Annotated in this window: 17 protein-coding genes; 10 read left to right on the top strand and 7 right to left on the bottom strand. The window is 72.3% G+C overall.

What is annotated here, in order from left to right:
• The first annotated feature begins 33 nt into the window (after positions 1 to 33).
• Positions 34 to 888 (top strand): DUF4429 domain-containing protein, encoded by an 855-nt coding sequence (locus tag ACIA8F_RS32065; RefSeq protein WP_399384083.1) that lies wholly within the window; start codon positions 34 to 36, stop codon positions 886 to 888.
• A 64-nt stretch (positions 889 to 952) separates the two neighbouring features.
• Here ACIA8F_RS32065 and ACIA8F_RS32060 read toward each other — a convergent pair whose 3' ends face one another.
• A complete protein-coding gene (locus ACIA8F_RS32060; RefSeq protein ID WP_399384081.1) occupies positions 953 to 1,999 on the bottom strand; it encodes an aldo/keto reductase in 1,047 nt (348 codons plus the stop codon).
• On the bottom strand, positions 1,996 to 2,412 hold the full coding sequence (locus ACIA8F_RS32055; protein WP_383944191.1) for a MerR family transcriptional regulator: 417 nt from the start codon (positions 2,410 to 2,412) through the stop codon (positions 1,996 to 1,998). The genes ACIA8F_RS32060 and ACIA8F_RS32055 overlap by 4 nt, the downstream gene beginning before the upstream one ends.
• A 60-nt stretch (positions 2,413 to 2,472) precedes the next feature.
• On the opposite strand from ACIA8F_RS32055, the gene ACIA8F_RS32050 reads away from it, so the two are divergent.
• Entirely contained in the window at positions 2,473 to 3,291 is an 819-nt protein-coding gene (locus ACIA8F_RS32050; RefSeq protein ID WP_399384170.1) for a serine hydrolase domain-containing protein, read from the top strand.
• A gap of 3 nt (positions 3,292 to 3,294) precedes the next feature.
• On the opposite strand, the gene ACIA8F_RS32045 is transcribed toward ACIA8F_RS32050, so the two are convergent.
• On the bottom strand, positions 3,295 to 4,008 hold the full coding sequence (locus ACIA8F_RS32045; protein WP_399384079.1) for a pirin family protein: 714 nt from the start codon (positions 4,006 to 4,008) through the stop codon (positions 3,295 to 3,297).
• Between the two features lie 80 nt (positions 4,009 to 4,088).
• On the opposite strand from ACIA8F_RS32045, the gene ACIA8F_RS32040 reads away from it, so the two are divergent.
• The 5 genes from ACIA8F_RS32040 to fabF all read left to right on the top strand — a co-directional run bounded on the left by ACIA8F_RS32040 (position 4,089) and on the right by fabF (position 8,999).
• On the top strand, positions 4,089 to 5,306 hold the full coding sequence (locus tag ACIA8F_RS32040; RefSeq protein WP_399384078.1) for a PucR family transcriptional regulator: 1,218 nt from the start codon (positions 4,089 to 4,091) through the stop codon (positions 5,304 to 5,306).
• An 89-nt stretch (positions 5,307 to 5,395) separates the two neighbouring features.
• A complete protein-coding gene (locus tag ACIA8F_RS32035) occupies positions 5,396 to 6,322 on the top strand; it encodes an ACP S-malonyltransferase (protein ID WP_399384077.1) in 927 nt (308 codons plus the stop codon).
• A gap of 19 nt (positions 6,323 to 6,341) precedes the next feature.
• Positions 6,342 to 7,346: a ketoacyl-ACP synthase III gene (locus ACIA8F_RS32030; protein WP_399384076.1), complete on the top strand. Its 1,005-nt coding sequence runs from the start codon at positions 6,342 to 6,344 to the stop codon at positions 7,344 to 7,346.
• 62 nt (positions 7,347 to 7,408) lie between these two features.
• Complete coding sequence (locus ACIA8F_RS32025) at positions 7,409 to 7,657, top strand: acyl carrier protein (RefSeq protein ID WP_243329395.1); 249 nt, start codon at positions 7,409 to 7,411, stop codon at positions 7,655 to 7,657.
• A gap of 76 nt (positions 7,658 to 7,733) precedes the next feature.
• The gene (gene fabF / locus ACIA8F_RS32020) at positions 7,734 to 8,999 is read left to right on the top strand and encodes a beta-ketoacyl-ACP synthase II (RefSeq protein WP_399384074.1); all 1,266 of its coding nucleotides are present in this window, start codon (positions 7,734 to 7,736) and stop codon (positions 8,997 to 8,999) included.
• Between the two features lie 66 nt (positions 9,000 to 9,065).
• Here fabF and ACIA8F_RS32015 read toward each other — a convergent pair whose 3' ends face one another.
• Positions 9,066 to 9,560 carry a DUF3145 domain-containing protein gene (locus ACIA8F_RS32015; protein ID WP_399384073.1) on the bottom strand — a complete coding sequence of 165 codons (495 nt, stop codon included), beginning with the start codon at positions 9,558 to 9,560 and terminating at the stop codon, positions 9,066 to 9,068.
• Positions 9,561 to 9,810: 250 nt separating this feature from the next.
• Here ACIA8F_RS32015 and ACIA8F_RS32010 point away from each other — a divergent pair, with 250 nt between their 5' ends.
• Positions 9,811 to 10,716 (top strand): SGNH/GDSL hydrolase family protein, encoded by a 906-nt coding sequence (locus tag ACIA8F_RS32010; RefSeq protein WP_399384072.1) that lies wholly within the window; start codon positions 9,811 to 9,813, stop codon positions 10,714 to 10,716.
• A 109-nt stretch (positions 10,717 to 10,825) separates the two neighbouring features.
• On the opposite strand, the gene ACIA8F_RS32005 is transcribed toward ACIA8F_RS32010, so the two are convergent.
• Positions 10,826 to 13,285, bottom strand: a complete 2,460-nt coding sequence (locus ACIA8F_RS32005) for a beta-glucosidase (protein ID WP_399384071.1) — start codon at positions 13,283 to 13,285, stop codon at positions 10,826 to 10,828.
• Between the two features lie 144 nt (positions 13,286 to 13,429).
• Here ACIA8F_RS32005 and ACIA8F_RS32000 point away from each other — a divergent pair, with 144 nt between their 5' ends.
• Positions 13,430 to 14,005: a TetR/AcrR family transcriptional regulator gene (locus ACIA8F_RS32000; protein WP_399384070.1), complete on the top strand. Its 576-nt coding sequence runs from the start codon at positions 13,430 to 13,432 to the stop codon at positions 14,003 to 14,005.
• A 94-nt stretch (positions 14,006 to 14,099) separates the two neighbouring features.
• Positions 14,100 to 14,858, top strand: a complete 759-nt coding sequence (locus ACIA8F_RS31995; RefSeq protein ID WP_399384068.1) for a carbon-nitrogen hydrolase family protein — start codon at positions 14,100 to 14,102, stop codon at positions 14,856 to 14,858.
• 85 nt (positions 14,859 to 14,943) lie between these two features.
• Here the strand turns inward: ACIA8F_RS31995 and ACIA8F_RS31990 are convergent, their stop codons facing one another.
• A complete protein-coding gene (locus ACIA8F_RS31990; protein ID WP_399384067.1) occupies positions 14,944 to 16,596 on the bottom strand; it encodes a DUF2142 domain-containing protein in 1,653 nt (550 codons plus the stop codon).
• 13 nt (positions 16,597 to 16,609) lie between these two features.
• Positions 16,610 to 18,187, bottom strand: a complete 1,578-nt coding sequence (locus tag ACIA8F_RS31985; protein WP_399384066.1) for a hypothetical protein — start codon at positions 18,185 to 18,187, stop codon at positions 16,610 to 16,612.
• Positions 18,188 to 18,345 lie beyond the last annotated feature (158 nt).

The following is an 18,345-nucleotide window of genomic DNA, read 5'->3' as shown; positions in this document are numbered from 1 at the left end:
GCGGGGGGACGCGCGGGGGTGCGTCCCTTTACGATGTGCCGCATGGGTGACGTACTGGCCGGAAATCATGCCGTCTGGGAGTGCGACCGCACCACGGACTCGCTCATCATCCGCTTCGCACGGGGGATGCGAACGCCCAGACTCTGGCACGCCCTGGGGGAACGGCGGATCCCCCTGGAGGCGTTGTCCGGGGTGAGCCTGACCGCGGGACGGCGGGACACCCTGGTTCTGCACGCCCTCGTACGGGCGGGAGCCGATCCGCTCGTGGAGGCCGCGGCCGGGCAGCTGCGCGAAGTCTGCGATCCGTACCGGCTGGTGCTGCCGGGCGGCGCCGCCGGGTCCGCCGGCGCGGCGGAGTTCGCCGAGACCCTGCGCGAGCGGCTGGGACCGGACGAACCGGCGGAACGGTTCCTCGTCCCCGCCCCGGAGCCGCCGGCCACCCTGAAGGCCTACGACGCCCGGCTCGCCTTCGACGGCGGCGCCGTCACCTTCCGCTGGTCGCGCACCGGGGCCACCAGCGCCAAGTGGAAGGCGGGCGACCAGCGGTATCCGCTGGCCGCCCTCGCCGGGCTGGTCTGGCACTCCCCGGAACGCTCCGGCGGGCACCTGCGGCTGCTGCCCCGCGAGGGCGCCGGTGATCCGCGGCCGGACCACGATCTCGCCTCCGCGGTCTTCGGTGTGGGGTACGGGGCCGTGCACGAGTCCCTGCCGTTCGCGGCGGCGGTCCTCGCCGCGCTGCGGGCCCGGACGCCGGTCGCCTCCGGCGCGGGTGTGCCCGGGCCCCGGACCTGGGAGCGGATCCAGCACCTCTCCGAACTGCACAGCGCGGGGCTCCTCACGGACGCGGAGTACCGGGCCCTACGGGACCGCTTCACGGCCGGGGCCTAACCCGGCGGGGTGCCTGACCCGGCGGGGTGCCCGGGCCGGCCCCCGGCAACGGCGCCGCGCCCGGTCATCCCTCGCGTGCCGCCGAGGTCGAGCTCATGTCCGGGTAGCGGTCGCCCGCCACCTGGGAGGCGATCGGCTCCAGGAGGGAGAGTTCCGCGGCCGTCAGGGTGATGCGGGTCGCCGCCGTGTTCTCCGCGAGGCGGGTGGGCTTGCGGGTGCCCGGGATCGGGACGACCGTCAGGCCGTGCACGGCCGCCCGCTGCTGCACCCACGCCAGGGCGATCTGCGCCGGGGTGGCCCCGCGGGCCGCCGCGATCTCCCGTACCGGCGCCAGCAGCTCCGCGTTCTTCCTCGCGTTGTCCCCGGTGAACCGGGGCTGGTACTGCCGGAAGTCACCGGCCGTCAGCTCCGCCGCCGCGTCCGCGAACGCCCCGGTCAGGAAGCCGCGCCCGAGCGGGGAGTACGGCACGAAGGCCACGCCCAGCTCCGCCGCCGCGCCCACCGCGCTGCGCTCCACGTCCCGGCTGAACAGCGACCACTCCGACTGGAGCGCCGCGATCGGGTGCACCGCGTGCGCCTCGCGCAGCTCGGCTCCGGTCACCTCGCTGAGCCCGAGCCGGCGCACCTTGCCCTCCTGCACCAGCTCCGCCATCGCGCCCACCGACTCGGCGAACGGGACGGCCGGATCCCGCCGGTGCATGTAGTAGAGGTCGATCACGTCGGTGCCCAGCCTGCGCAGGCTGTCCTCCACCGCGCCGCGGAGGTACGCGCGGTCGTTGCGGACCCCCCGGTACCGCGGGTCGTCCGTCCGCTCTATGGCGAACTTCGTGGCGAGGGTGATCCGGTCGCGGTGCGCGGCCACGAACGGCGCGAGGAACTCCTCGTTGGCGCCCCGCCCGTAGACGTCGGCGGTGTCGAAGAGGGTGACCCCGGCCTCCAGCGCCGCTTCCAGGGTCTGCCGGGCGGCCGCCTCGTCGGTGTCCCCGTAGAACTCGCTCATGCCCATGCAGCCGAGCCCCTGGACGCCCACCAGCGGGCCGCCCGCGCCCAGTTCGACCTGCTCGATCGGCGCCGTGCCGCCTGCCGCGCCGCCTGCCGTGTTCCCGCTCATGTCCGGTCTGCCTCTCCCGCGACGGTGGTGCACATCGCATACGTATCGATCTTGTAGTCCAGAACGGCGAGCGCGTCCGTCAGCTCCGCGATCCGCGTCCGCACCTCGTCGCGGGTGCGCTCCAGCAGTTCGCGCCGGGCATCGGCGGTGTGCGGGCCCTCACGGACGAGTTCCGCGTACCGGACCATGTCCGCCACCGACATTCCGGTGGTGCGCAGCTTGCCGACGAAGCCCAGCCAGTCGAGGTCCTTGTCGGTGAACCGCCGCTGCCCCGAGTGCGAGCGGTCCACGTGCGGCATGAGGCCGATCCGCTCGTACCAGCGCAAGGTGTGCTGGGTCAGACCGGTCCGTGCCTCGACCTCGCTGATCGTGTACCGCGTCTGCGTCTGCAGGGGCGTCTGGGTCAGGCTCATGACTCCACGCTAAATCCTTGGAGTGCACTCCAAGCAAGTACCCTCGGCCGCATGGAGAGCTTGCAGAGTCTGCGCATCATCGAGAACTGGCCGGTTCCGACCGCCGCCGCGGCCGTGGTCGACTCCGACGGGACCGTGCTCGGCGCCCACGGCCCGGTGGACCACCGCTTCCCGCTGGCCTCCGTCACCAAGCCGCTCACCGCCTACGCCGCCCTCGTCGCCTACGAGGAGGGCGCCATCGAGCTGGACGAGCCGGCGGGGCCCGAGGGCTCCACCGTGCGCCACCTGCTCGCCCACACCAGCGGCCTGGCCTTCGACGAGCACCGGGTGACGGCCCCCGCCGGGGAGCGCCGGCTGTACTCGAACGCCGGTTTCGAGGTGCTCGGCGACCACATCGCCAAGGCCACCGGGATCCCCTTCGCCGCGTACCTGGCCGAGGCCGTCTTCGAGCCGCTGGGCATGGCGTCGAGCAGCCTGGAGGGCTCTCCCGCCAAGGACGGCGTGTCCACCGTCTCCGACCTCGTGCGTTTCGCCGCGGAGCTCCAGCAGCCCCGGCTGCTGGACGTCCGTACCGTCGCGGAGGCCACCTCGGTGGTCCACCCCGGGCTCAAGGGCGTGCTGCCCGGCTACGGCCACCAGTCGCCCAACGACTGGGGTCTGGGCATGGAGATCCGCGACGGGAAGGCCCCGCACTGGACGGGCGCCGGTTCCTCGCCGCGGACCTTCGGGCACTTCGGGCAGTCCGGGACCTTCCTGTGGGTGGACCCGGACGCCCGCGCCGCCTGCGTGGCGCTGACGGACCGCGCCTTCGGACCGTGGGCGGTCGAGGCCTGGCCCCCGTTCACCGACGCCGTGCTGGCCGAGCTCAGGACCCGCTGAGGCCTACGGAAACTCCCAGATCAGCACCTCGGCGGGCGAGCCGGCGACCAGTTCGAGCTCCGGCTCGCCGGTGATCCGCGCCGAGTCCCCGGGCCCGAGCTCCGCGCCGTCCTCGTCCGCGGCGGCCCCGGCATCCGCGGCGGGCCCGGCCTCCCCGGCGGCCGCCCCGTCCAGCCGCAGGTCTCCCCGTACGACGTGCAGGTACACCCGCCCGGCGGCCGGTACGGCGATCCGCTCGCCCGCGCCCGGCCGCCGTACGTGCAGGACGGCCCCCGCCGCGGGCACGGCGTAGGGCGTGCTGTCGGCGATCCCCCGGACCAGCGTGTACGAGGGCTCCGCGGCCGGCTCGGCCGGGGCCAGCCACATCTGGACGAAGCGCAGCGGCCCGGGGCCGTCGTTGCGTTCCACGTGCCGGGTCCCGGACGCCGCGCGCAGGTGCTGTACGTCCCCGCGCCGCACCAGGGTGGCGGCGCCCGTGGCGTCCCGGTGGGTGAGCTCGCCCTCGGCCACCCAGGTCACGATCTCGGTGTGGCTGTGGGGGTGCTCGTCGAAACCGGCACCCGGGGCGAGGCTCTCCTCGTTGCACGCCAGGACCGGGCCGAACCGCAGGTTGTCGGGGTCGTAGTGCGCTCCGAAGGAGAAGGCGTGCCGGGTGGAGATCCCCTCCACCGGTTCCCCGCCCTCGTACCGGTCCGTGCCGCGGCGAACATCAATCATGAGGGCCACCGTAGCCCCGGGGGGCCGCCCGGGACGGGACCGGACGCCACGCAGCGGCCCCGATAAGGCAGTCTTGTCACGTGCCCCAACCCGAACGTGAGCATTCACCCGCGGTCCACCCCGCGCATCCGGCTCCGCCCCATCCGCACTCCGCGACGCTGCGCCGACTGGAGAAGTCCTCCGGCCGGCTCGCCGCCAACGCCATCGCGCGCATGGACGAGACGCTGTCGTGGTACCGGGCGATGCCGCCGGAGAACCGGTCCTGGATCGGCCTGGTCGCCCAGGCCGGCATCGCCGCGTTCACCGAGTGGTTCAGGCATCCGGAGACCCCCCAGGCGATCTCGACCGATGTCTTCGGGACGGCTCCGCGCGAGCTGACCCGGGCGATCACCCTGCGCCAGACCGTCGAGATGGTGCGCACCACGATCGAGGTCATGGAGACCGCGATCGACGAGGTCGCGGCGCCCGGCGACGAGTCGATCCTGCGCGAGGCCCTGCTCGTGTACGCCCGGGAGATCGCCTTCGCGACCGCCCAGGTGTACGCCCAGGCCGCCGAGGCCCGCGGTGCGTGGGACGCCCGGCTGGAGTCCCTGGTGGTCAATGCGGTGCTGTCCGGGGAGGCCGACGAGGGCGCGCTGTCCCGGGCCGCGGCGCTCGGCTGGAACTCCCCCGAGCACGTGTGCGTGGTGCTGGGCACCGCACCCGAGGGCGACAGCGAGCTGACGGTCGAGGCGATCCGGCGGGCGGCCCGCCACCACAAGCTGCAGGTGCTCACCGGTGTGCTGGGCGACCGGCTCGTGGTCATCGCGGGCGGCAGCGACAATCCGATGCAGGTGGCGAAGTCGCTGATCGGGCCGTTCGCGGCGGGTGCGGTGGTCGCCGGACCGGTGGTCCCGGACCTGCTGAACGCCACGAAATCGGCGCAGGCCGCCGCCGCCGGACTGAAGGCCTGCACGGCGTGGCAGGACGCTCCGCGTCCGGTTCTCGCGGACGATCTCCTGCCCGAACGCGCGATCGCCTCCGACCCTGCGGCCCGCGAGCAGCTGGTGGAGGAGATCTACAGACCGCTCGAAGAGGCGGGCTCGGCGCTGCTGGAAACGCTGAGTGTCTATCTGGAGCAGGCGAGCAGCCTCGAAGGTGCGGCCCGGATGCTGTTCGTACACCCGAACACCGTGCGCTACCGGCTCCGACGTGTGACAGACGTCACCGGCTGGTCGCCCTCGGATGTCCGTTCCGCGTTCACGCTGCGAATCGCCCTGATCCTCGGGCGTCTAGCCGACGGCGATCCTCAGTCCTAAGCTTTTGTCGGACATCAACAATTACCCCGATGGTTCTTCGTCCCTGTCCCCACGGGCGGCGTGGACCGAACACAAGAGAGAGTGTGAGGGTGCTCGTACTCGTCGCTCCCGGCCAAGGCGCACAGACGCCCGGCTTCCTGACTCCCTGGCTCGAACTGCCCGGCGCCGCTGACCGCGTCGCCGGCTGGTCGGACGCCATCGGGCTCGACCTTGCCCACTACGGCACGAAGGCCGACGCGGACGAGATCCGCGACACGGCCGTCGCACAGCCCCTGCTGGTGGCCGCCGGCCTGCTCTCCGCGGCCGAGCTGACCTCCAGGACCGGCCCGGCCGCCTTCGGCGCCGTGGCGGGCCACAGCGTCGGCGAGATCACCGCCGCCGCCTATGCGGGTGTCCTGTCGGACACCGACGCCCTGTCCTTCGTACGCACGCGCGGACTCGCCATGGCGCAGGCCGCGGCGATCACCGCGACGGGCATGGCCGCCGTCCTCGGCGGGGACCCGGACGTGGTCGTCGCACACCTGGAGAAGCTGGGTCTGACCCCGGCGAACGTGAACGGCGCGGGCCAGATCGTGGCCGCGGGGACCATGGAGCAGATCGCGGCCCTGGAGGCCGACAAGCCCGAGGGTTCCATGAAGGTCGTCGCCCTCAAGGTCGCGGGCGCCTTCCACACGCACCACATGGCTCCGGCGGTCGCCGGTCTGGAGAAGGCCGCCGCGGCCCTCTCCCCGGCCGACCCGGCGCTGACGTACGTATCGAACAAGGACGGTCAGGTCGTGACCACGGGCGCCGATGTCGTCGCCCGGCTGGTGGGCCAGGTGGCCAACCCGGTCCGCTGGGACCTGTGCATGGAGACGTTCGCCGCACGGGGCGTCACCGGGATCGTCGAACTGTCCCCCGGTGGCACCCTGACGGGTCTGGCCAAGCGCGCGCTGAAGGGCGTACCGAGCGTGGCCCTGAAGACCCCGGACGATCTCGACAAGGCCGCGGCGCTCGTTTCCGAGCACGCGGTCTGAGAGAAGGAGCCCACTCAGCATGTCGAAGATCAAGCCTGCCAAGGGCTCCCCGTACGCCCGCATCCTCGGTGTCGGCGGCTACCGTCCGACCCGTGTGGTGCCGAACGAGGTCATCCTCGAAACCATCGACTCCTCCGACGAGTGGATCCGCTCCCGTTCCGGCATCGCGACGCGGCACTGGGCCTCCCCGCAGGAGACCGTCGCCCTGATGTCGGTGGAGGCCTCCGGCAAGGCCCTGGCCGACGCCGGGATCGCCCCGGAGAAGATCGGCGCCGTGATCGTCTCGACGGTGTCGCACTTCAAGCAGACCCCGGCCGTGGCGACCGAGATCGCGCACCGCATCGGCGCGGGCAAGCCCGCCGCGTTCGACATCTCCGCGGGCTGCGCCGGGTTCGGCTACGGCCTGACCCTGGCCAAGGGCCTCGTGGTGGAGGGTTCCGCGGAGTACGTCCTCGTCATCGGCGTGGAGCGGCTCTCGGACCTGACCGACCTGGAGGACCGCGCGACGGCCTTCCTGTTCGGTGACGGCGCGGGCGCCGTGGTCGTCGGACCCTCGGACGAGCCGGCCATCGGCCCCACGGTGTGGGGTTCGGAGGGCGACAAGTCCGAGACCATCAAGCAGACCGTGCCGTGGGACGAGTACCTCGGCAAGGACGGCGGGAACAAGTTTCCGGCCATCACGCAGGAGGGCCAGGCGGTGTTCCGCTGGGCCGTCTTCGAGATGGCCAAGGTGGCCCAGCAGGCGCTCGACGCAGCCGGGATCACCGCCGATGACCTGGACGTCTTCATTCCGCACCAGGCGAACATGCGGATCATCGACTCGATGGTGAAGACTCTGAAGCTGCCGGAACACGTCACGGTCGCCCGTGACATCGAAACCACCGGCAACACCTCGGCTGCCTCGATCCCGCTCGCAATGGAGCGGCTCCTGGCGACCGGAGCGGCGAAGAGCGGCGACACCGCGCTCGTCATCGGCTTCGGGGCGGGGCTCGTCTACGCCGCCACGGTCGTTACCCTCCCCTAGGGCCCGGGATCCACATCCCGGGCTCCGTTTGACCCCCAGCTAGCTATAGAAGGAGCGCCAACATGGCCTTCACCCAGGAAGAAATCGTCGAAGGTCTCGCGGAGATCGTCAACGAGATCGCCGGCATCCCGACCGAGGACGTCCAGCTCGAGAAGTCCTTCACCGACGACCTGGACGTCGACTCGCTGTCCATGGTCGAGGTCGTCGTCGCCGCCGAAGAGCGCTTCGAGGTGAAGATCCCGGACGAGGACGTCAAGGGTCTGAAGACCGTCGGCGACGCCGCGAGCTACATCCTCAAGCACCAGGCCTGAGCCTGACGAGCGTTTGTCGCCACCTGGCGGTGGCGCCGTGACAATTCACCCCCTGAAACGTGGAGAAAGAATTCCTGTGAGCCCGACCAATCGCACCGTGGTCGTCACCGGTATCGGCGCAACCACTCCGCTGGGTGGCGACAGCGCTTCGACCTGGGAAGGTCTGCTTGCCGGCCGTTCCGGCGTAAAGCCCCTCGAGGGTGAGCGCTTCGCCGAACTCCCGGTCCGCATCGCCGCGACCGCCGCCGTGGACCCGAGCGAGGTCCTCCCCCGGCCGCTGGCCCGCAAGCTGGACCGCTCGGCCCAGTTCGCCGTCATCGCGGCCCGCGAGGCGTGGGCCGACGCGGGTTACACCGCCCCGGCCGGCGAGGACGCGTCCATCGCGCCCGAGCGCCTGGGCACCGTCATCGCCTCCGGCATCGGCGGCGTGACCACCCTGCTCGACCAGTACGACGTACTGAAGGAAAAGGGCGTGCGCCGGGTCTCCCCGCACACCGTCCCCATGCTCATGCCCAACGGCCCGTCGGCCAACGTCGGCCTGGAGGTCAACGCCCGCGCGGGTGTGCACACTCCGGTCAGCGCCTGCGCCTCCGGCGCCGAGGCCATCGGCTACGCCGTCGAGATGATCCGCACCGGCCGTGCCGACGTGGTCGTCGCCGGCGGCACCGAGGCGGCGATCCACCCGCTGCCGATCGCGGCCTTCGCCAACATGATGGCGATGTCCAAGAACAACGAGAACCCGACCACGGCCTCCCGTCCGTACGACAAGGCCCGCGACGGCTTCGTCCTCGGAGAGGGCGCGGGCGTCATCGTCCTGGAGTCCGCCGAGCACGCCGCCGCGCGCGGCGCCCGCGTCTACTGCGAGGTGCTGGGCCAGGGCCTGTCCGCGGACAGCCACCACATCGCGCAGCCGGAGCCGACCGGCCGCGGCGTCTCCGCCGCCCTGCAGAACCTGCTCGACAACACGGGTCTCGACCCGGCCGAGCTGGTCCACGTGAACGCGCACGCCACGTCCACCCCGCAGGGCGACACGGCCGAGCTGAAGGCCCTGCGCAAGGTGCTGGGCGAGGACCTCGACCACATCGCGATCTCGGCCACGAAGTCGATGACGGGTCACCTCCTGGGTGGCGCGGGCGGCATCGAGACCGTCGCGACGGTGCTGGCGCTGTACCACCGCCTCGCCCCGCCGACGATCAACCTCGACGACATCGACGAGGACATCGACGCCGACATCGTGCGCGACGAGCCCCGCAAGCTCCCGGCCGACGGACCGATCTCCGCGATCAACAACTCCTTCGGCTTCGGCGGCCACAACGTCTCGCTGGCGTTCAGGACCGTCTGATCCAGGCACTGACGCACAAGAAGGCCCGCCCGGGATTCCCGGGCGGGCCTTCTTGCGTGTCAGTGGCTAGACCACCTGGTGGAGCCAGCGCACCGGGGCGCCCTCGCCGGCGTAGCGGAAGGGTTCGAGCTCGTCGTCCCAGGGCTTGCCGAGGAGTTTGGCGATCTCCGCCTCCAGGTCCGTCTCCCCGCAGGCCGAGCGGGCGAGGGCGGCGCGCAGCCGGTCCTCGGGGATCAGGATGTCCCCGTGCATGCCGGTGACGGCGTGGAAGATGCCCAGGTGCGGGGTGGAGCTGTAGCGCTCTCCCTCGGCGGTCGGACAGGGTTCCGCGGTCACTTCGAAGCGCAGCAGGTGCCAGCCGCGCAGCGCGGAGGCGAGTTTCGATGCGGTGCCCGCCTCGGCCTGCCAGGAGAACTCGGCTCTCCAGGTGCCCGGGGAGGCGGGCTGACGGATCCAGTCGAGGTTCACCCGCACCCCGAGCACCCCCGCAACAGCCCATTCCACGTGCGGGCAGAGCGCTCGCGGTGCGGAGTGCACGTACAGGACTCCACGTGTCGTCACCGGGACCTCCAGTATGGGACGAGGTCGGGAATAAACTCCAGAAAACGGACAGTATGTGACGTGATGTAATGTAACGGAAATTATTTGACATTGCGTCGTGGGACGTGCGGCCGAAACGCCACGGGAAAAAGCTACCGTGCGCCGGGGGTCATGGTGTGACGTACGGTCGCTCCGAGACCCGTAAACACCGAGCATTCACTCAGCAGGACGCCCCCGAACGATGCGGGGACGACGAGGAGGGACCTTCCGCATGCGCACCACCGCCCCACGCCGCCGCGCGCGTCGGAGTTCCGCGGGTGCGGGCGCGGCGGTCGCGCTGCTGCTCCTGGCGGCGGGTGCGCTGAGCGGCTGTTCGGCGGACGGGGCGAAGGCCGGGGGCGAGCGCGGTGCGCAGGCGGCCCCGCGGTGGAACACCGCGCCGGCCTCGGTCGCCGCGGTGGGCGACTCCATCACGCGCGGTTTCGACGCCTGTTCGGTGCTGGCCGACTGCCCGGAGGCCTCCTGGGCCACCGGTGACGATCCCGAGGTGCGGTCGCTGGCCGCCCGGCTGCTCGGGGAGGCCGAGGTGCCCGCGCGCAGCTGGAACTACGCGGTGACCGGCTCCCGGATGGCGGACCTGCCCGGTCAGCTCGCCTCGGCCGCCGTGCACAAGCCGGGCCTGGTCACGGTGATGGTGGGCTCGAACGACGCCTGCCGGCCCTCGGCTTCCTCGATGACTCCGGTGGCCGCCTTCCGCTCCGGCTTCGAGAAGGCGCTGGCCGGCCTGCGGGCGGCCTCGCCGGCCTCGCAGGTGTACGTCTCCAGCGTCCCGGACCTCCAGCGGCTGTGGGAGCAGGGCAAGGACGACCCGATGGTGCGCCAGGTGTGGAAGCTGGGCATCTGCCAGTCGATGCTCGCCGATCCGATGTCGGCGGCCGCCGGTGCGACGGCCCGGCGCGAGCAGGTGCGGGCGCGCGTGGTCGAGTACAACGAGGTGCTGCGCGAGGTCTGCGCGAAGGACGAGCTGTGCCGCTACGACGGCGGCGCGGTGTTCCAGTACCCCTTCTCGGCGCAACAGTTGAGCCGCTGGGACTGGTTCCATCCGGGCAAGGACGGGCAGGCCCGGCTCGCGGAACTGGCGCACCGACAGGTGACCTCCGCCGAGCCTCCGCGTTGACGCCGTTGCCGCCGTAGACGCCGTAGACGGATCGGACCGGGGGCGGGTGTCAGGGCCCGCCCCCGGTCCGGCTTGTGGGATCACCTCCGCAGGGGGTGATTTCCGGCCATTACAGCTCCAGGGCCGCCGTCAGCCGCGTGTCGCCGTGCGAACGGCTCGCGCGGACCTCGTAGCCGCCGCCGATCCGCTGCCAGGCGCCGGCGGACTGGTCCCAGATCTCGAAGGCGCGCTCCGGCAGGGCGATCTGCACGTCGACGCTCTCGCCGGGGCCCGCGGTCACGCTCGCGAAGCCCGCGAGCCAGCTCGCCGGCCGCTCGACGGTGTCCGCGACGGGCGCCAGGTAGACCTGTACGGTCTCGCGGCCCGGCCGGGTGCCGGTGTTGGTGACGCGGACGGTCGCCTGCCCGGGGGTGACCTCCAGGGACTCGTAGGCCCAGTCCGTGTAGCCGAGGCCGTGCCCGAAGGGGAAGGCCGGGGCGATCCCGTGCTTCTCGTAGGCCCGGTAGCCGACGAAGAGGCCCTCGGTGTACTCCAGGCGCCCCTCGGCCGGGGTGACTTCGGTGACCGGTGCGTCGGCGAACTCGGCGGGCCAGGTGGTGGGCAGCCGCCCGCCCGGCTCGGCCTCGCCGAGCAGTACGTCGGCCAGCGCGGCCCCGCCCTCCTGGCCGGGGAACCAGGTCAGCAGGACGGCGGCGACCTCCTCGCGCCACGGGAGCTCCACCGGGGAGCCCGCGTTGACGACGACCGCGGTGTTCGGGTTGACCGCGGCGACGGCCCGCACCAGGTCGTTCTGGCGGCCCGGGAGGGTGAGGTCCTTGCGGTCGAAGCCCTCGGACTCCACCCGCTCGGTGGTGGCGACGACCACGACGGCGGTGTCGGCGGTGCGCGCCGCCTCCACGGCCTCCGCGATGAGCTCCTCGGCGGAGCGCTGCGGGCCGAGGTGGAGGAAGGAGAACATGATCGCCTTGAGCGGCAGGGTCGTCATGTCGGGGACCTGGTAGGTCAGCGAGACCTCGACCGCTTCGCCCTCGGTGAGGGTGAGGCGGGTGCGCACCTGGGGGGCGCCGAAGAAGGCCTCGAAGGGGTCGGCCTCGTCGCCCATCGGCTGGACCCCGTCGAAGCGGACCTCTCCGCCGACGGCCAGGGTGAAGGCGCCGAGTCCGCGGGTGCCGAAGGCGTGCTCACCGCTCTCGCGCGGCACGAAGGTACCGGTGACCTCGATGCTCGCCATGGTCGCGTAGGTGACGCCTTCGGGCAGGTCGTCGCCGATCCACTGGACCTGGCCGGTGGGCAGCGAGCCGGTGCCGAGGATCGCGCCGGAGGCGTCGCGGCAGATCGCGCGGAGCTGGAAGCCCTTGTCGGCGGGGGTCAGTTCGTCGCTGGGGTCGGCGCCGACCGTGAAGGTCAGCGCACCCTCGGGCAGGGCTGCGGCCAGTCCGTCCAGCGGGGAGACGATCCGCTCCGGGAAGACGGTGGCGCTGCCGCCGCCGAGGACGCGGGCGTCGCGGGCGGCGGCGCCGATCAGGGCGACGGTGCGGCCGGCGGCGGAGTCGAGCGGGAGGGCCGGGCGTTCGCCGTCGACGGCCTCGTTGCGTACGAGGACGAAGCCGCGGGCGGCCAGCTCGCGGGCCAGTGCCTGGCCGTCGATGGCGGCCGGGAGCTCGTCGACGGCGGCGGGGGCGCCTTCCAGGATGCCGACGCGGGCGGCGAGGCGCAGGACGTTGCGCACGGCGTCGTCGACGGCGGACTCGGGGACCTCGCCGGCGCGGACGGCGTCGGCGAGCGGAGCCCCGTAGACGGTGACGGGGCCGGGCATGGCCACGTCCAGGCCGCCGAGGATGTCTCCGGTGGTGGAGCGGGCGGCCATCCAGTCGGAGACGTTGTAGCCGTCGAAGCCCCATTCGCCGCGCAGGACCTCGTTCACGAGGTAGCGGTGCTCGGTCATGGTCGTGCCGTTGACCCGGTTGTAGGCGGTCATGATGCCCCACGGGTGGGCGTTGGCGACGATGGCCTCGAAGGGGGCCAGGTACAGCTCGCGCAGCGGGCGCGGGGCGATGACGCTGTCGACCGTGAACCGCTCGGTCTCGGCGTCGTTGCCGACGAAGTGCTTGACGGTGGTGCCGACGCCGCCGTCCTGGACGCCGTTCACGTAGCCGCTGCCGACCGCGCCGGTGAGGTACGGGTCCTCGGAGTAGCACTCGAAGTGCCGGCCGCCGAGCGGGGAGCGGTGCAGGTTGACGGTGGGCGCGAGCAGGACGTGGACGCCCTTGCGGCGGGCCTCCTGGGCGAGGAGGCGGCCTGCCCGGCGGGCGAGCTCGGGGTCCCACGCGGCGGCGAGCGCGGTCGGGGAGGGCAGCGCGATCGACGGGTCGTCGGCGGTCCAGCGCACGCCGCGCACCCCGATGGGGCCGTCGGACATGACCAGGGACTTCAGCCCGATCCCGGGCACGGCGGGCAGGGACCACATGTCCTGGCCGGCCAGCAGCCGGGCCTTGGTGTCGAGGTCCAGCTTGCCCAGGGCCGTCTCTACGGCGTCGTTGCGGACCTGATCGGCATCGGTCACGGCCATGCCTCCTCATTGAGTGCGGGTGCGCTGTGCGGTGACCCCATGGTGGACCCGTTACCTGTAGAGCGGTAGGGTTCGTAACCTGTTCGTAATCGATTGATGTCGTACGGTCCTGCTGGCAGCTGTGAACGGAAGGGGTGGCGGGCGATGGTCAGGGCCAGGAGTGAGGAACGGCGCGCGGAGATCCTCCGCGCGGCCCTCGAAGTGATCGCCGAGCGCGGCTACCGGGGCGCGGCCCTCGGCACGGTCGCCGAGCGCGTGGGCCTGACCCAGCAGGGGCTGCTGCACTACTTCCCGACCAAGGAGGCGCTGCTGGTCGCGGTCCTGGAGGAGCGCGACCGCTGGGACACCGGCGGCGGCGCCCGTGCGATGGCCGATGCCTGGCGCCCGGATCTGCTGGCCTCGCTGGTGGAGTACAACGCCATGCGCCCGGGCATCGTGCAGACCTTCTCGGCGCTGCTCGGCGAGAGCGTCACCGACGGCCACCCGGCGCGGGAGTTCTTCGCCGAGCGGTACGCGCAGGTGCGCTCCGCGATGGCGGACGTGCTCCGCGCGGAGTACGGCGACCGGCTGCCCTCGGGCCTCACCCCCGACCAGGCGGCCCCGCTGCTGGCCGCCGTGATGGACGGCCTCCAGTACCAGTGGCTGCTGGCCCCGGAATCGGTGGACATGCCCGGCGCCTTCCGCGCCTTCCTGGACCTGATCCAGGGCTCCCGGGCCTGATCCGGGCTCCCGGGCCTGCGGCCGGCCCCGGGACCTGCGACCGGCCCCGGGCCCGGCCGGGGGCGCCGGCCGCGGGGCTGGCATGCTGGGCCGGGTGAAGATCGCCGCCGCGCAGCTGAGCTGCGTCCCCGCCGACCTGCCCGCCAACACCGTACGGGCGGCCGCGCTGGCCGTGCGGGCCCGGGAGGAGGGCGCCGGGCTGGTGGTGTTCCCCGAGCTCACCCTGACCGGCTACGAACTGGCCGCGCTCGGCGCCGATCCCGGGCTGTGGCTGGCCGACGCCGAGGATCCCCGGCTCGACCCCGTCCGCTCCACCGGGATCGCCACCGCCGTCAACGTCGCGCTGCGCACGGACGGCCCCCGGCCCGTCATCGCGACCCTGGTCCACGACGCGGACGGCGCGCACGTGACCACGTACGCCAAGCAGCACCTGTTCCGCCACGAGCAGGAGGTCTTCGCGGCGGGGACGGTTCCGGGCCGCTTCGAGCTGGGCGGGATCCGCTTCTCGCTGGGGATCTGCTTCGACAACCACTTCGCGGACGTGCCCGCGGCGGGCGCCGCGGCCGGCTGCCGGGTCCACCTGGCGAGCTCGCTCTACGGCACGGGCGACGGCGTCGCCGAGCGTGCGGCGGTCCACCCGGGGATCGCCCGGGACCACGGCATGTTCGTGGCCCTCGCCAACCACGTCGGACCCGCCGGGCCGTGGACGGGCTGCGGGGGCGCGGCCGTATGGGCTCCGGACGGGAGCCTGCTGGCCGAGGCGGACGTCCGCACGCCGTCCGTGGCCGTGGCGGAGATCCCGGCGGCGGTCCCGGCCGAGGCCCCCGCGGGCGGCCGCCACGGGGGCCGCTGACGGCGCGGGCCCCGGTCCGGCGGGCGTCCTGGGACGCACCTGCCGGGCCGGGGCCCGTTGTTCGGCCGGTCGGCGGATCAGCGGATCAGCGGACCTGGGTCACCCGTGGCTGGCGGGGGCTTTCGGTTCCGGGCTCGGGAAGGGCTCCGGAGAGGGCCGCCGGGCCCTGTGACCCGTCTGCCCCGGGCAGCAGTCCGGCCGGCGGGAGCACGGGCGGGGTGCCGGGCACCCGGTCCCGCATCAGTGCGGGCACCACGAGGGCGAACGCGGCCACGGTGTACAGGCCGGTCCAGAGCACCCAGCCGCCGGGCGGGGCCCAGTGCGCGGCGTACGGGATCACCGGGCCGCTGATCCCGACGGCGAAGCGGCGCAGGGTCCAGAAGAACGCCGCGGCGTTGCCCAGGGCGAGCAGGGGCAGGCAGTAGCCGACCAGCCTGCGCACGGGGAAGCCCTTCTCCGGCATCCGGCGGGCGATGATCAGCACCGCCATCAGCGGCAGGCCGACGGCGAAGGGCAGCAGGTAGCGGCCCTGCCAGACCAGGCCGATCTTCGACGCCTGCGAGGTCTGCCCGACCACCGGCACGATCACGATGGCGATCAGCATGGCGACGAGCGCCAGCGCTTCGCGCTTGCGGGCGTACACCAGCCCCAGCACGGTGACGACCGCGATCACGCCGAGCCAGACGTACCAGGTGACGACCGGCGCCGGGGTGTCCAGCCAGCCGAAGTAGCCGAGCATCTGCTCAACGTACATCTCGGAGGCCCCGAGGGTGCGGCGGGCCGCTTCCGTCGTGGTGAGGTACTTGGGGATCCTTATGACCGAGTTGTCGGGGTGCGCGGCCGCCCACGCGAGCGCGCCGACCGTGGCGAGGCCGAGCAGCCCCGTCCAGAGCCACATCGCCTTGCGGCGGAGCACCGAGCGCAGCACTCCGCGCTCGGCCAGCAGGAGGCCGAAGCAGACCGCGCCCGCGAACCAGATCAGTCCGAGCGGCCGGATGTTGATCAGCACCAGGGCGCCGACGCCGACCCGGGCGAGCCTGCGATTGAGCAGGCGCCCGTCGGGCGACATGAGGATCGACAGCAGACCCGTCCACACCAGGATTCCGGCGGCGATCTCCCCACCGCTGGGGTTGACCATGCCCGCCATGAACAGGGCCATGGGCGTCGCCGCCGTGAACACGCCGAGCAGGGCGACCGAGCGTCCGCGCCGCCATTCGGAGGCCGTCACCACGGCACTGGCCAGCAGCAGCGAGCAGAACAGCGCCGACATGAGGCGCATGAGGTAGAGGCCCTTGGTGCCCTCGACGAGCAGGCTCGGCCAGCCGGTCAGCAGGTAGTACGCCGGGTGGTAGCGGCCGGCGGCGGTGGGGACCTCGACGACCTTGTCCGAGGTCCCGATGGCGGGCGCGCAGGAGGCCGGGGTGCCCGCGTGCCAGGCGTAGCACTCGTGGTGCTTGGGGAGTTCCGAGTACCACTCCGGGAGCTGGACGCCGGTCTCGGCGAAGTCGCCCTTGATGCCCGCGACCTTGTGCGGAACCATCACCTCGGAGCCGTTGATCTGCCCCCGGGCGACGGCCGCCGCCCGGATGAAGTGGGCGTGCTCGTCGGGCGAAGCGCCGAGCGGCGTCGCTGCCGACCAGCTCGCCGCGATGGTGAAGAAGAGGACGAAGCTGACGGCCCAGAGCCTCTTGGGGGTCCGGGCCGACCAGTCGGCCAGCCGCGTCAATGCGGAGATCATGTCGTCCTCGAGATCATCTGATGTATGTCAGCCAAGTCTGATCGCCGTCCTTGGAGCACTTGTGCTCGGGGGCGAATTGGGGGCACTTTCCGTTCATCTGCCGAATCGTGTGTGACACGTAGGGCAGGATCCGGTAGGTCCCGTCCTGGGCCGGCATGTACCGGTCGGCCATCGAGGACGACACCGTTCCGAGGAGGAGCAGCAGGGCGCACAGGGTCCCGATGACGGCCCCCTCCCGGCCCGGCAGGCCCCGGCCCCGTACGGCCGTGGCGTCACCATTGTCCAATGTGCGCCGTTCGGCCAGCCGCTGCGACACCAGGTGGGCGACGAGCGCGGCCAGGATGAGGCCGCAGTACAGCAGCTGGTTGTTGGTGCGGGTGTAGAGCTGGACGGTCTGCGTCTCGTACCCGTGCGAGGCGATGTACATCCGCATCAGCCAGGCGGAGACGAACATCGCCGTGATGGTGACCACCATCGGCTTGCGCAGTCCCAGCCAGATCGCGATGCCGAGACAGATGAAGGTCACGAGGGCGAACAGCCCGACCCCGCCGAACTCGCCGGGCGGCGGCCAGTCGCCGACCTTGCCCGGCATGTCCGTGCGCCACATCAGGTAGTAGGCCGGGTCGGTGAAGGTGTCGAACCGGAAGTTGTAGTCCTTGGTCTCCTGGCCCTCGGTCAGCATGACCACCAGGTACTGCCCGGCCACGGCCATGAAGGCCGCCAGGGTGACGCCGAGGAAGGCTGCGCCCTTGGCCCGGCCGGTCTTCCAGGGGAAGTACAGGACGGCGGCGAAGAAGACGCCGGCCGCGCTCCACAGGAACCAGCCGGAGTACGTGAGGAAGAGCACACCGATCAGCGCGCCGAAACCGGCGGCCTTGAGCAGCAGGGGCCGCCAGTTCTCGGTGCCGCTGCGGCGCAGCGCCACCACCAGGGCCACCAGGACCGGGACCAGGACCACGAGGACCGTCTGGGCGTACGGCTTGTACGCGTCGATCAGCGCGAAGGCCGGTACGACGCCGAAGGCCAGCGCACGCAGCGGGCTCAGCAGCATCCGCCAGGCGAGGTAGACGCACGGCCCGAAGAAGGCGGCCCCGAGGATCTGGAGGTCCTTGAAGGCGTAGGCGGTGTTGCCGCCGTGGAACCACTCCGCGTAGTAGCCGAGGGTGTAGAGCGGTGCGGGCGGGTAGACCGGGGAGCCCGAGGGCTTCCCGTTGGCGACCGCCTGGGCCCACTCGACGATCCGGCCGCTGTCGCCGTTGAGGCCGAACATCGGCCACGGGGTGCCGTGGAGCGCCACCACCGCACCCGCCGCGACGAACCCGCTGGCCAGGCCGGCGAAGGCGGCCGCGGAGATCCGGGTGGTCAGGTCGAAGTGCCGGCCGCCGCGCAGCCGCATCGCGAGGACGACGGCGGCTATGACGACCAGACCGAGCAGGGCGAACCGGAACTGGATCGCGGCGAGACCGCTGACCTGTGCGATGCGGTCCAGCGGGTCGAGCCGGAAGCCCACGGCCATGACCGGGAGGATGAGCGCGCAGGCGAAGGCCACCGCGGCTTCGACGAGCAACAGGGCGCCCCGGGAGCGGAGCACGCCACGTGCGGGACCCGAAACGGGCCGGGCGCGCGTCGCAGGCCCGCTCGTGGGACCCGAGCGCACAGGCTCCAGCCCCTCGGTACTGACTCTCACGTGAAAGATGTCCCTACTGCTGGTCGGTGCACAGCGCCGTGGCCGTCGTCTCTCAGCAAGGC

Source organism: Streptomyces sp. NPDC051563 (genome assembly GCF_044454225.1).
GTDB lineage: Bacteria > Actinomycetota > Actinomycetes > Streptomycetales > Streptomycetaceae > Streptomyces.
Note: the sequence above shows the minus strand (reverse complement) of the source record. Positions and strands in the feature narration are given on the sequence as shown.

What these genes read in the sequence shown, in the direction of transcription:
- ACIA8F_RS32065 (WP_399384083.1), top strand. Translation starts at nt 34, where the DNA reads ATGTGCCGCATGGGTGACGTACTGGCCGGAAATCATGCCGTCTGGGAG.
- ACIA8F_RS32060 (WP_399384081.1), bottom strand. Translation starts at nt 1,999, where the DNA reads ATGAGCGGGAACACGGCAGGCGGCGCGGCAGGCGGCACGGCGCCGATC.
- ACIA8F_RS32055 (WP_383944191.1), bottom strand. Translation starts at nt 2,412, where the DNA reads ATGAGCCTGACCCAGACGCCCCTGCAGACGCAGACGCGGTACACGATC.
- ACIA8F_RS32045 (WP_399384079.1), bottom strand. Translation starts at nt 4,008, where the DNA reads ATGATTGATGTTCGCCGCGGCACGGACCGGTACGAGGGCGGGGAACCG.
- ACIA8F_RS32030 (WP_399384076.1), top strand. Translation starts at nt 6,342, where the DNA reads ATGTCGAAGATCAAGCCTGCCAAGGGCTCCCCGTACGCCCGCATCCTC.
- ACIA8F_RS32025 (WP_243329395.1), top strand. Translation starts at nt 7,409, where the DNA reads ATGGCCTTCACCCAGGAAGAAATCGTCGAAGGTCTCGCGGAGATCGTC.
- ACIA8F_RS32010 (WP_399384072.1), top strand. Translation starts at nt 9,811, where the DNA reads ATGCGCACCACCGCCCCACGCCGCCGCGCGCGTCGGAGTTCCGCGGGT.
- ACIA8F_RS32005 (WP_399384071.1), bottom strand. Translation starts at nt 13,285, where the DNA reads ATGGCCGTGACCGATGCCGATCAGGTCCGCAACGACGCCGTAGAGACG.
- ACIA8F_RS32000 (WP_399384070.1), top strand. Translation starts at nt 13,430, where the DNA reads ATGGTCAGGGCCAGGAGTGAGGAACGGCGCGCGGAGATCCTCCGCGCG.
- ACIA8F_RS31990 (WP_399384067.1), bottom strand. Translation starts at nt 16,596, where the DNA reads ATGATCTCCGCATTGACGCGGCTGGCCGACTGGTCGGCCCGGACCCCC.